Origin of the sequence: Streptomyces sp. NPDC059832, assembly GCF_042731715.1 — a bacterium.
Classification (GTDB): domain Bacteria; phylum Actinomycetota; class Actinomycetes; order Streptomycetales; family Streptomycetaceae; genus Streptomyces.
The window spans coordinates 96,129-108,378 of the sequence record NZ_JBHWIY010000020.1 but is presented as its reverse complement, the minus strand read 5'-3'; the positions used below and the strand labels follow the sequence as shown (position 1 = coordinate 108,378).

The following is a 12,250-nucleotide window of genomic DNA, read 5'->3' as shown; positions in this document are numbered from 1 at the left end:
CAGACGCTGGGCGTCGACCCCCCTGGGCTCCCTTCGCGTCCTGCCCCCTCCCCCCCTCCCTTCCCCCTCCCCCCCCCCCTCCCCGTGGGCGGCCGCGGTCGGTCGAACCCTCGTATAAAGGGCCCTGAGTGCGCGACGACGCGACAGGGCGGCGGGGCGGCGGCGAAGGAGGCCCGGATGGCGCGGCAGCGGACCGAGCGGGCCGGACGTACGGAGGGCGGCGCGCGCTCCGTACGCGAGGACCGGGGCCCCGTCCGGTACGGGCCGCCCGCCCCGGACCCCGGTCTGCCCGTGCTGCCCGAACTCGCCGAGGTGCTCGCCTCGGCGGCGGGCCGCACCGAACCCGAGCCGACCGGTGGCAGCGAGGCCCTGCGCGAGGCCGCGACCGCCTACTGGGAGCGGCGCGGACTCCGCGGCGGCCCGGAGCACGTCGCCGCGGCCCCGGGCGCCTCCCCGCTGCTGCTCGCGCTGATCGCCGCGCACGGCGGCGACGTGCTCATGCCGCGCCCCTGCACGGCCACCTGGATCCCGCAGGCCCGGCTGCTCGGCAGGCCCGCCTACCATGTGCCGACCCCGGCCGAGTGCGGTGGCGTGCCCGATCCGTACGCGCTCCTGGAGACCGTGCGAAGGGTGCGCGCCGAGGGCGGCAGGCCCCGGCTGCTGCTGATCTCCGTCGTCGACGACCCGACGGCCACCGTCGCCCCGCCGGAGCTGGTGCGCGAGGCGTGCGAGGCGGCGGTCGCCGAGGGGCTGCACGTCATCAGCGACGAGACCTGGCGCGACACCCTGCACCGGCCGCACGACACGGTCCTGCTCAGCCCGGCCGAGATGTGTCCCGACGATGTCACGGTCGTCTGCGATCTCGCCGGTGCGCTGACCCCGTCGGCCTGGCCGGTCGCGGTCGCCCGGTTCCCGGACACCGAACGGGCGGCGGTGCGCCACGCCCGTACGCTCGACATCCTCACCGCGCTCGGCGCGCTCGTCGCGGGGCCGGTCGCCATGGCCGCGGCCCACGCGCTGCGCGAACCGGACGCCGTGACGGACCGGGTCCGCCGGGCCGCCGCGCTCCAGGCCCGGGTCGCCGCCGCGGCCCACCGCGCGGTCCTGGCGTCGGGCGCGCTGGCCAGGCCCCCGCAGGCGGGCCGGCATCTCTACGCCGATCTCGGCCCGCTCAGATCCCGGCTGGCGGCCCGCGGCGTCACGGACTCGCTGGAGCTGGAGGAGTACCTGACGGAACGTCTCGGCGCACCGACGCCGGGCGGGCACCGGTTCGGCGACGAACTGGGGGCGCTGCGCGTACGGCTGGGCACCGGGACGCTGCTCGGGTCGACCCCGGAACAGCAGATGGAGTCCCTCACCGCTGTGGCGCCCCTGGAATTGCCGCATGTGGCCGAAGCCCTGAGCATTTTCGGAACGGCCCTCGACGAACTCCGATGAGGAACTGCGAGACGGGAGTCTCTCGATGACGGAACAGACCGAGCGCTCCCGCACCGGGGCCACGCAGCCGCCCCACGTGTCTCGCGGCAGGATCGTCGGTCCGCGCCCGCTCGGCGAGGCCCGGGTCTGGCCCAGGAGCTTCGCCGACCGGCTCACCGCGCCGCTCCCGGGTGTCATGGGCATGTCCCGGCTGGCCCGTGAGCACGCCCTGCGGCCCGACGCGGAAGGACTGCGCGACATCCACCGCCTCCCCTACGCCCCCGAACCCCTGCCGGCCGTCCCCATCGGCAGCACGTCCCTCACCTGGGCCGGGCACGCCAGCTGGATCATCCGCACCGGCGGGCTGACCGTCCTCACCGACCCCGTCTGGTCCCGCCGCATCCTCGGGACGCCGGCCAGGATCACCCCGGTGGGTGTCCGCTGGGAGGACCTGCCGCCCGTGGACGCCGTCGTCATCAGCCACAACCACTACGACCACCTCGACGCCCCCACCCTGCGCAGGCTGCCCAAGGACACCCCGCTCTTCGTCCCCGCCGGGCTCGGCCGCTGGTGCCGCCGTCGCCGCTTCACCTGCGTCACCGAACTCGACTGGTGGGAATCGGCCGAGCTCGACGGGGTCCGCTTCGACTTCGTACCGGCCCACCACTGGTCCAGGCGCACCCTCACCGACACCTGCCACTCCCTGTGGGGCGGCTGGGTCATCGGCACCCCCGGCCCCGGCGGACAGCGGATCCACTTCGCCGGGGACACCGGGTACGGGCACTGGTTCGGCGAGATCGGCATCCGGTACCCCGGGATCGACCTGACCCTCCTGCCGATCGGTGCGTACGAACCTCGCTGGTGGCTCGGTGACGTGCACACCGATCCCGAGCAGGCCGTGCAGGCCTACGAGGATCTCGGCGCCCGCGCGATGGCACCGATGCACTGGGCCACCTTCCTGCTCTCCGCGGAACCCGTACTCGAACCGCTGACCCGGCTGCGCACCGCCTGGCAGCGGGCCGGACACCCCCGGGCACAGCTCTGGGACCTGCCGATCGGTGCCTCGCGCGTACTGGAGCCGGCACCCCGCACGATCAGTGGCTGAACCGGGCCCGCGTCTTCCGCCACACCGCGGGCGCCCCGCTGATCAGCAGCGTCAGACCCACCGCCGCGACCACTCCCTGCCACGGCTCGGGGAAGAGCGAACCGCCCAGAATGCCGATCAGCTGGTACGTCGCCGCCCACGCCAGACACGCCGGCACATCGCCGCGGGCGAACCGGCGCAGCGGCATCCGGCCCAGCAGGCAGGCCAGCATCACCGGAATCCGCCCCGCGGGCACCAGCCTGGACAGCACCAGCACCGCCGCACCGTGCTCGTCCAGCTTCTGCTGGGCCTGCGCCAGCCGCTCCGGGGCGGCCCGGTCGCGGATCGTCCGCAGCCACTTCGAACCGTTCTTGGACCGCACCCCGCGCTGACCGAGCCAGTACAGGCAGATGTCCCCGAGGAAGGCCGCGGCCGAGGCCACCGCGAAGACGACCAGCAGCGAGAACGGCGACGACTGGTGCAGCGCCACCACCGCGGCCGAACTCACCAGCGCACCCGTCGGCACCACCGGCACCAGCGCACCCAGCGCCACCAGCAGGAACAGGGATGGATAGCCGACCGCCTGCTGCGTCGACTCCGGGGGCAGCTGCCCCACGACCTGCTGTATCACCTGGCGGCCTCCGGCCGCACGTGCTCACCGTGGGACAGCCGGTGCACGGACACCTCCGGCGCCAGCAGCGCCGCCTTGCGGACGAACTCGTCACCCGGTGAGTGGAACTCGTGCGGCCTGATCCCGTCCATGCCGATCGGCCAGTACGTGCCGTAGTGCACCGGCACGGCCGACCGCGGCGCCAGCCGGGCGAGTGCCTGCGCCGCCCGGCCCGCGTCCAGATGGCTGTGGCCCAGATACGGTCCCCAGCCGCCCACCGGCAGCAGCGCCACGTCCACCGCCCCGACCGTCTGCGCCATGTCGTCGAAGAGCCCCGTGTCACCGGCGAAGTACGTCCGCGCCTCGCCCTCGACCACGAAGCCGAGCGCGGGGGAGCGATGCGGGCCCATCGGCAGGCGCCTGCCGTCGTGCAGCGCCGGTACCGCCCTCACCCGCACCTCACCGACCCGGACCTCGTCGCCCGGGGCCACCTCGGTGATCCGCAGCCCGCGTGCCGAGCGCAGCACCCGCAGCCCCGGCACGGAGCGCACCGCACCCAGCGGCACGACCAGCCTGCTGCCGGGGGCGAGCCTCGCCAGGGACGGCAGATGCAGATGGTCGGAGTGCAGATGCGAGACCAGCACGACATCGGCGACCGTCGCCTCGGGGCCGGGCAGCTCACCGCGCCGGCGGCGCAGATGCGCGAAGCGCCGCGCGAAGAGCGGATCGGTCAGCACCCGGACCCCGGAGTCCTCGATGGTGCAGGTGGCATGACCCCACCAGGTGACTTCCACCGGCACGCGACGCCTCCTCGTTCCCGGGCTCCTCGGTTCCGGCCCCGGTATCGAGCCTAAGGGCTGGGCCGGGGCAGGGGCGCACAGGTGTTCCGGGCCCGTGCTCCGCACTCCCGCCCTCCCTGCGCGCGCCTTCTTGCGCGGGGGTCCGGACGGTAGGGTCGCCGGTACGCCTGGGGTCTTTCGTTTGGATCAGGCCGGATCAGGGAGTGGGGTCTGGTGCGTGCGATCACAAGGCGGAGGAGGGAGTCGACGCGGAGCGTCGGCGACCGACGACAACGCGGAGGGGGGTCCCCCTGGCCCTTAAGGCCTTGGGGGAGTGCGTGCCAGGCCCCACGAGCCCGGCATGATCCAAATCAGAGGCCCTAACACGGGGGGACGGCCATGGGGGACGTGACGGACGTACGGGTGGCGGCCATCGCCAGCCTCACACCGCTCGAAGAGCTCGACAGCGATCCGTTCCTCGTGGACACCCGCGGCCAGCACGACATGTGCGCCCGCTGGGCCGCGGACAAGGGATACGTCGTCACCCGGCAGCTGCGGCTCTACGGACTGCGCCCCGACCACCACGCCCTGTGGGCCGATATCGAGAGCGGCGACGTCGAACTGTTCGTCGCCGCCCACGACCGCGTGCTGGCGCGGGCGCTCACCTCGGTGCCGGAGTTCGCCGCGGAGTGCGAGCGGCGCGGTGTGCGGCTGGAGATCGCGGGGCTGGACGAGCCGCCGTACAACGCCCGTACGAAGGCGAGCGTGCACCGCAGACTCTCCATGCCGACCGCCGGTTACGACGGCTGCTGACCCGACCGCCGACCGCTGTGGCCGGTGGCCCGCGGGCCCGCTGTGGAAAGCTGGGGGGCCAGGACCCGGAACGGCGGGGTCCGGATGTGAGGTGGAACGGCGTGGACGACGGGCGATGGCGAACAGCCGGCAGCGCCCTGATGCGAGTGGTCCTGGTGTGGGCGGTCTCGACGCTCACGATGCTGGCGCTCGCGGGGATTCTGCCGGACTTCCAGCTCCAGTCGGACGACGGCGACAGCATAACCAAGATCGCGTTCACGGCGGCCTGGGGCGCCGGCGCGTTCGGTCTGCTCTCCGCACTGGTCTGGCCCGTCCTGGTGCGGGCGCTGCTCATCGTGCCCGCGCTGGTGCTCGGGCTGCTCGTCTTCTTCCTGAACGGCTCGCTGCTGCTGGTCGCCCTGCGACTCATCCCGGACGGGCGCGGTGCCGCCGACCCGCAGACGGCCGTCGTCGTCGCGGCCGTGATGTCCGCCGTCGCCTCGGCGACCTCCACCGCGCTCGCCGTCCGCGACGACAACGCCTACCGGCGCAGGCTCTCCCGGCTGGCCGTCCGCCGCCGACGGCGCAGCGGTGCGGACAGCCGGCGCAGCGGACCGCCGGGCACCGTCTTCATCCAGCTCGACGGCGTCGGCCATGACGTGCTCGCCCGCGTCGCCGACGAGGGCCTGATGCCGACCGTCGCGCAGTGGCTGGCGGACAAGGAGGGGCACCGGCTCACCCCGTGGCGCACCGACTGGTCCAGCCAGACCGGGGCCAGCCAGCTCGGCATCCTGCACGGCAGCAACCACGACGTCCCCGCCTTCCGCTGGTACGAGAAGGAGACCGGCGACGTCATGGTCTCCAGCAGACCCGCGAGCGCCCTCGAACTCCAGCGCAGGGCCATCGCGCGCACCCACGACGGCGGGCTGCTCACGCTGGACGGCGCCAGCCGCGGCAACCTCTTCAGCGGCGGCGCCGGCCAGCTGGCGCTCGTCCTGTCCATGGCGGCCCGGTTCGGCAAGGGCCGCCGCTCCAGGGCCGGGTACTTCGCGTACTTCTCCGACCCGGCCAACGCCGTACGCACCGCGCTGTCGTTCGTCGCCGAGGTCTGCCGCGAGATCGGCCAGTCGACCCGGGCGCGGATGCGGAAGGTCACGCCCAGGATCAAGCGGGGCGGGCTGTACCCCTTCATCCGGGCCTTCGCGACCGTCGTCGAACGCGATGTGGTGGTCGCCGCCGTCATCGGGGACATGTTCGCCGGCCGCACCGCCGTCTACGCCGACCTGGTCGCCTACGACGAGGTGGCGCACCACTCCGGACCGAGCAGCCGCGACGCGGAGAAGGTGCTCGCGCGCCTGGACCGCTCGCTGGCCCTGATCGCCAAGGTCGCCGAGCACACCCCGCGCACCTACCGGATCGTGCTGCTCTCCGACCACGGACAGAGCCCCGGGGAGACCTTCGCCGGGGCGTACGGGCTGACCCTCAAGGACCTGGTGCGGGCGGGCTGCGGGCTGCCCGTGCCCCGACGGGCGCAGCGCACCCGCAGCGCTTCGGAGGCGCGTGACGCGGTACGGATCGCCCTGCACCGGCCGGTCGACGAGGGCGCGGCGGAACACCTCGCGAAGCCGTCCGACCCCGTGGTCCTCGCCTCCGGGAACCTCGGCCTGATCTCCTTCCCCGACATCGAGGGACGCGCCTCGCGCGAACAGCTCGACCGCAGCCACCCCGCCCTGCTCGGCACCCTCGCCAACCACCCCGGCATCGGCTTCCTGCTGGTCCGCAGCGAGCGCCACGGATCGGTGGTGCTGGGCCGCGGCGGAACGGAGATCCCGGTCCCGGAGCTGGTCGACGGGGAAGGCCCGCTGGCCCCGTTCGGCCCCGGTGCGGCCGCGGCCGTGCGGCGGACGGACACCTTCCCGCACGTCGCCGACATCATGGTCAACTCGATGTACGACGGCACCACGGGCCGTGTGCACGCCTTCGAGGAGCAGATCGGCTCGCACGGCGGTCTGGGCGGCGAGCAGTCCCGCCCGTTCCTGCTGTGGCCGGCCGCTCTGTCCGCGCCGGTGGCGCCGGACACGGAGCTGGTCGGTGCCGAACAGGTGCACACGGTGCTGCGGCGCTGGCTGCGCGAGTGCTCGGGTCCGCAGATCCCTCTGCCGGCGCCCGGTGCGGTGGGTGGCGCGGACGAAGTGGACGGCACGGTCCAGGCGGCCGGCTGAGGGGCGTTGTCAGTGGTGGGCGGCAGGATGGGGGTCATGACGAACTCAGCTGTTGTGCTCGCCGATACCGCCGCCTACGCCGCCGCGGTCGAAGAAGCGTCGCAGGCCGCCGCCGCGTACTACGCCACGGGCGAGAGCACGCTCGACGACGACGCCTACGACCGGCTGGTGCGGGGGATCGCGGCCTACGAGCAGGAGCACCCGCAGGAGGTGCTGGACGCCTCCCCGACCGGCAAGGTGGCGGGCGGCGCCGCGACCGGCGACGTGCCGCACACGGTGCCGATGCTGTCGCTGGACAATGTGTTCTCGGCCGAACAGTTCGTCACCTGGACGGCATCGCTGGAACGCCGGATCGGCCGGCCCGTCGCGGCATGGAGCGTGGAGCCCAAGCTCGACGGACTGGCCGTCGCGGCGCGCTACCGGGCGGGCCGCCTGGAGCAGCTGATCACCCGCGGCGACGGCACCGCGGGCGAGGACGTCTCGCATGCGATCGGTACCGTGGTGGGCCTGCCCGAGCAGCTCGCCGAACCGGTGACGATCGAGATGCGCGGCGAGATCCTCATGACGACCGAGCAGTTCGACCAGGCCAACGCCGTGCGCACCGAACACGGCGGCGCCCCCTTCGCCAACCCGAGGAACGGGGCGGCGGGCACCCTCCGCGCCAAGGACCGCGCGTACACGGTGGAGATGACGTTCTTCGCCTACGGTGCCCTGCCGCTGCCCGACTCCGGCGAGCTGGCCGACACCCTCGCCGAACTCCCGCACAGCGAGGTCCTCGCCCACGTCGCCCGGCTCGGCGTGCACACCGCGGCGGACACGGACGTGGCGCCGCGCACGGTCACCACCGTCGAGGAGGTGCAGAGCCGGGTGGAGGAAGTCGCGGCCCTGCGCGCCTCGTTGCCGTTCGGCATCGACGGCATTGTGATCAAGGCCGATCTCGCGGCCGACCAGCGCGAGGCCGGATCCGGGAGCAGGGCGCCGCGCTGGGCCATCGCCTACAAGCTCCCGGCCGTCGAGAAGGTCACCCGGCTCCTCGGGGTCGAATGGAACGTGGGGCGGACCGGCATCATCGCGCCACGCGCCGTGCTGGAGCCGGTCGAGATCGACGGCTCGACCGTCAGCTACGCCACGCTGCACAACCCCGCCGACATCACCCGCCGCGATCTGCGCCTGGGCGACCGGGTGATGGTCTACAAGGCGGGCGACATCATTCCCCGTATCGAGGCCCCCGTCGCCCATCTGCGGACCGGTGACGAGAAGCCGATCGACTTCCCCGAGGCGTGCCCGCAGTGCGGCTCCGAGATAGACACCAGCGAGCAGCGCTGGCGCTGTGTCCGGGGCCGCGACTGCCGGCTCGTCGCCTCCATCTCGTACGCGGCGGGCCGCGACCAGCTCGACATCGAGGGCCTCGGCGGGACCCGCGTCGTCCAGCTCGTCGACGCCGGTCTGGTGACCGACTTCGCCGACCTCTTCACCCTCGACCGCGAGCAGTTGCTGGGCCTGGAGCGGATGGGCGAGACCAGCACCGACAATCTCCTGGCCGCCATCGGGACGGCACGGACCCAGCCGCTCTCCCGGGTCTTCTGCGCGCTGGGGGTACGCGGCACCGGGCGCTCCATGTCGAGGCGGATCGCCCGGTACTTCGCGGACATGGACCGCATCAGGGCGGCCGACGCCGAGGAGCTCCAGCGGGTCGACGGCATCGGCAAGGAGAAGGCCGCGGGTGTCGTCGCGGAGCTGGTGGAACTGGCCCCGCTGATCGAGAAGCTGGTGGCCGCCGGGGTCAACATGACGGAGCCCGGCGCCACGCCGCCGCCCCCGCCGGGGGAGGAGGGCGAGGAGGCGGCCGCCGCCGCGGACGGGGAAGGCACCGGTCTGCCGCTGGACGGGATGACCGTGGTGGTCACCGGAGCCATGACCGGCGCCCTGGAGAAGCTCTCGCGGAACGAGATGAACGAGCTGATCGAGCGGGCCGGCGGGAAGTCCTCCTCCAGCGTCTCCAAGCGCACCTCGCTCCTGGTCGCCGGGGAGAAGGCCGGATCCAAGCGCACCAAGGCGGAGGACCTCGGCGTCCGGATCGCCGCGCCGGACGAGTTCGCCGAACTGGTCGCCGTGTTCCTGCCGTCGGAGGTCTGAGGCACGACGGAGGCCGCCCGGGGCCTGTCCGACCCCGGTCCGCCGGACAGGCCTCGGCGGCCGAGCCCTTGGATTTTGCCTGGGAGTGGCTTTCTTTGCCTCCCTATTGCATAGTGAGGGCTCGGCCATGCCTCGCTATCAGCGGGTTCATGGGTGTGTACGCGGCCGCGGTGGCGGGCCGGGGGGAGGGGCGATGCGTTCTCTGCACGACGGACGACGACTCGGCCCGTCCGTCCGCCAGGACCACAAGGGCGTCACCCGTGGCCTGGCCCTCGATCTCGGCAGCTCGCGCACCCGCGTCTGGGTGCCCGGACACGGCCTCATGGCCGACACCGACATCTGCGGCGACTTCGGTACGGGGCCCGCACACGGCGGCCCGGTCCGGCGGGGGCGCATCGTCGACCCCGAGTCCTGCGGCCGGATGCTCGGCCGTATCGCCGACACGGCACTGGGCGCGGACCGCACCGGCACCGTGATCGTCCTCAGCCACCCCGTCCTCGCCGGGGCCCGGCACCGTGCCGCGGCGAGGGAGCTGATCGCCGCCCTGGGGCCGACGACCGTCGTCGCCCTCGACAGCGCGAGGGCCGCCGCCGCATACGCCGGACCGCGGGACGGCGGCCCGCTGCTCGTCGTCGACATCGGCGCCGGGCTGACCGAGACGACCCTGCTCGTCGACGGGCAGGTCCGCGACGCCCGCCAGGCCGAGACGGGGCTGGGCGACCTCGGCCCGGCGCAGCCGCCCACCGCCGTCGTCCGCACCGTCCTGGACATGATCATGGAGATGTGGAAGCAGGACCGGCACGGCGCCGTCCTCGGGGCCCTGCGCAAGGGCCCGTTGCTCATCGGGGGCGGTGCCACCCGCCCCGACATCACCAACCGGATCGCGGTCCGCCTCGGGGTCCCGGTACGTCTCGCCGACGACCCGGCGACCGCGGTCGTTCGCGGCGCCGGGATGGTCCTCGGCTCCGTACTCCGCCAGGCCGGCACGGCACCGGCCCTGACCGGCCGAACCGGGTGACCCCCCTCCCGGGGCCGCCCCCGGGGAACGCGCCCCGAGGGGCACGGCCGGGCGCCCCGGCACACCGCGGTACCGGGCGGGCGGCCCGGCTGGTCCTCGCCGCACTCCTGCTCGCCGTCCTCACCGTCGTCGGCGCCACCCCCGCAGCCGCCGGATCCGTGCTCCCCGCCCGGCTGTTCGCCGGGATGCCGCCCTCCGCCGCGTACTCACCCGGCGCCCACCAGCCCACCCCGCACACCGACCGGACCGCCCGCACGGGCACCGTCCATGACTCCCGGCGCCCCCGCACGGCCGCGGCGACCGACCACCACCGCCACCGGCCGCAGACCGCACCCCTGCCCCAGCCCCGGGCCGGCACCGACCAGGCCCGCACCGCGCACCACCTCCCGCCGCCCGGCCCCGACGTCCTGCCGGCCAGCGCGCCCGGCATCCACGCTCCGCACCGCGCCCACCGCCCGGCCCCCGCCGCGCCCCTTCGTGCCACCGACCAGTCGCGCGTCGCGCTCCCCGGCGTACGCGGGCCTCCACGGACGGCCGTTCACCGGCCACCGGTCCTGCCACCGGTCCCGTCCCACAGAGCCGCCGTGCCGCCCTTGCCGAGGTGAGGGCGCCCGGCGCCCCCTCGGAGGAAACCCATGACTCGCGCCACCACGGTGCGAGCGGTGCTGGCTGCGGCCGTGCTGCTCGTCTCCGTGCTCATCACGCTGACCATGTCACCCAGACTCGGCCTCGACCTTCAGGGCGGCACCAGAATGGTGCTCCAGGCCAAGGACTCGGACACCGCGAAGGCGGACCGGGAGAGCACCGACCGCACACTCGAAGTGCTGCGCCAGCGCATCGACTCGCTCGGCGTCGCCGAACCCACCCTGACCCGCTCCGGCGAGGACCGGATCATCGTCGAACTCCCGGACGTCCAGGACCCGCGCAAGGCCGCGGAGGTCATCGGCAGAACGGCTCAGCTCAGCTTCCATGCCGTCCAGGGCCCGGACAGCGGGGACGAGGGCAGGGCCGAAGCGGGGCCGACCCTCCCCGACGAACAGGGGCGCGCCCTCGATCTCGGCCCGGCGCGGCTCTCCGGCGCGGGCGTCAAGGACGCCACCGCCGCGTTCGATGCCCAGCAGGGCGCCGGCTGGACCGTGTCCCTCGACTTCCACAAGCAGGCCGGCCGGGACTGGACCAGGCTGACCGGCGAAGCCGCCTGCCACCCGGTCCAGGACGACCGGCGCCGCGTCGCCATCGTCCTCGACGAGCAGATCATCTCCTCGCCGCAGGTCTCCCCGTCGGTCGGCTGCAACGCCGGCCTGCCCTCCGGCTCCACCCAGATCACCGGATCGTTCAGCGCGGACGAGGCCCGCGAACTTGCCCTCCTGGTCAAGGGCGGTGCCCTGCCGCTCCCCGTCGAGATCGTCGAGCAGCGGACCGTGGGACCGACGCTCGGCGCGGCAGCCATCGACGCCAGCGCCCGTGCCGCCCTCATCGGCGCCGCGGCCACCGCACTCTTCATCACCGTCGTCTACCGGCTCTTCGGCGCACTCGCCGCCGTCGCGCTCGCCGCCTACGGACTGATCTCCTACGCGGCCCTGGTGGGCCTCGGCGTCACCCTCACCCTGCCCGGCCTCGCCGGATTCGTCCTGGCCATCGGGATGGCGGTCGACGCCAACGTGCTGGTCTTCGAACGGGCCAGGGAGGAACACGCACAGCATCCGGGCCGCTCCCTGCGCTCCTCGCTGACCGCCGGATTCCGTAATGCCTGGAGCGCCGTCGCCGACTCCAACGTGACGACGCTGATCGCGGCCGGACTTCTCTTCTTCCTCGGCTCCGGACCGGTGAAGGGATTCGGCGTCACACTCGCCATCGGTGTGATCGCCTCCATGTTCTCCGCACTCGTCATCGCCCGCGCACTCACCGAGATCGCGGCGGGCTCCCGGTTCGTCAGCGACTACCGGGGCGTCAACGGCATCGCGTTCCCCGGCCGGGTACGCACCTGGCTGACCCGCCGTGATCCCCGGCTGATGCGGTTTCCGAGCCGCTGGCTGATGGTCTCCACCGCACTGGTAGCCGTGGCCGTCCTCGGGATCGTCGTGCGCGGTGTCAACCTGGGCGTCGAGTTCACCGGCGGAGGGGGTTTTTGGTGGTCGCAGGAGAGAGCCATTGCCACGGGGGAGGGCCCCCCCCACCCTAGCCAGCCGAAGC

General features: G+C 73.7%; 10 protein-coding genes. 8 read left to right on the top strand and 2 right to left on the bottom strand.

Annotated features, from left to right (window positions below; genetic code table 11):
• Window positions 1-177: 177 nt before the first annotated feature.
• Together ACFV8T_RS29475 and ACFV8T_RS29470 are read left to right on the top strand one after the other, a co-directional pair.
• Window positions 178-1,437: an aminotransferase class I/II-fold pyridoxal phosphate-dependent enzyme gene (locus ACFV8T_RS29475; RefSeq protein ID WP_385333358.1), complete on the top strand. Its 1,260-nt coding sequence runs from the start codon at window positions 178-180 to the stop codon at window positions 1,435-1,437.
• A 25-nt stretch (window positions 1,438-1,462) separates the two neighbouring features.
• Window positions 1,463-2,521: an MBL fold metallo-hydrolase gene (locus tag ACFV8T_RS29470; RefSeq protein WP_385333355.1), complete on the top strand. Its 1,059-nt coding sequence runs from the start codon at window positions 1,463-1,465 to the stop codon at window positions 2,519-2,521.
• Here ACFV8T_RS29470 and ACFV8T_RS29465 read toward each other — a convergent pair.
• Window positions 2,511-3,131 (bottom strand): DedA family protein, encoded by a 621-nt coding sequence (locus ACFV8T_RS29465; RefSeq protein ID WP_385333352.1) that lies wholly within the window; start codon window positions 3,129-3,131, stop codon window positions 2,511-2,513. The two genes, ACFV8T_RS29470 and ACFV8T_RS29465, sit on opposite strands and share 11 nt — an antisense overlap.
• A complete protein-coding gene (locus ACFV8T_RS29460) occupies window positions 3,128-3,910 on the bottom strand; it encodes an MBL fold metallo-hydrolase (RefSeq protein ID WP_385333349.1) in 783 nt (260 codons plus the stop codon). Before ACFV8T_RS29460 ends, ACFV8T_RS29465 begins: the two co-directional genes overlap by 4 nt.
• 378 nt (window positions 3,911-4,288) lie before the next feature.
• On the opposite strand from ACFV8T_RS29460, the gene ACFV8T_RS29455 reads away from it, so the two are divergent.
• From ACFV8T_RS29455 to secD, 6 genes are all read left to right on the top strand, one after another.
• Complete coding sequence (locus ACFV8T_RS29455) at window positions 4,289-4,702, top strand: hypothetical protein (protein ID WP_385333347.1); 414 nt, start codon at window positions 4,289-4,291, stop codon at window positions 4,700-4,702.
• A 140-nt stretch (window positions 4,703-4,842) separates the two neighbouring features.
• The gene (locus ACFV8T_RS29450) at window positions 4,843-6,903 is read left to right on the top strand and encodes an alkaline phosphatase family protein (RefSeq protein WP_385333463.1); all 2,061 of its coding nucleotides are present in this window, start codon (window positions 4,843-4,845) and stop codon (window positions 6,901-6,903) included.
• 36 nt (window positions 6,904-6,939) lie between these two features.
• Complete coding sequence (ligA, locus tag ACFV8T_RS29445; RefSeq protein ID WP_385333344.1) at window positions 6,940-9,039, top strand: NAD-dependent DNA ligase LigA; 2,100 nt, start codon at window positions 6,940-6,942, stop codon at window positions 9,037-9,039.
• 193 nt (window positions 9,040-9,232) lie between these two features.
• Window positions 9,233-10,057: a rod shape-determining protein gene (locus tag ACFV8T_RS29440; protein ID WP_385333341.1), complete on the top strand. Its 825-nt coding sequence runs from the start codon at window positions 9,233-9,235 to the stop codon at window positions 10,055-10,057.
• Window positions 10,054-10,662 carry a hypothetical protein gene (locus tag ACFV8T_RS29435; protein ID WP_385333339.1) on the top strand — a complete coding sequence of 203 codons (609 nt, stop codon included), beginning with the start codon at window positions 10,054-10,056 and terminating at the stop codon, window positions 10,660-10,662. The genes ACFV8T_RS29440 and ACFV8T_RS29435 overlap by 4 nt, the downstream gene beginning before the upstream one ends.
• A 30-nt stretch (window positions 10,663-10,692) precedes the next feature.
• Window positions 10,693-12,250: protein translocase subunit SecD (gene secD, locus ACFV8T_RS29430; protein ID WP_385333336.1), on the top strand; the 1,558-nt coding region annotated here is incomplete at its 3' end.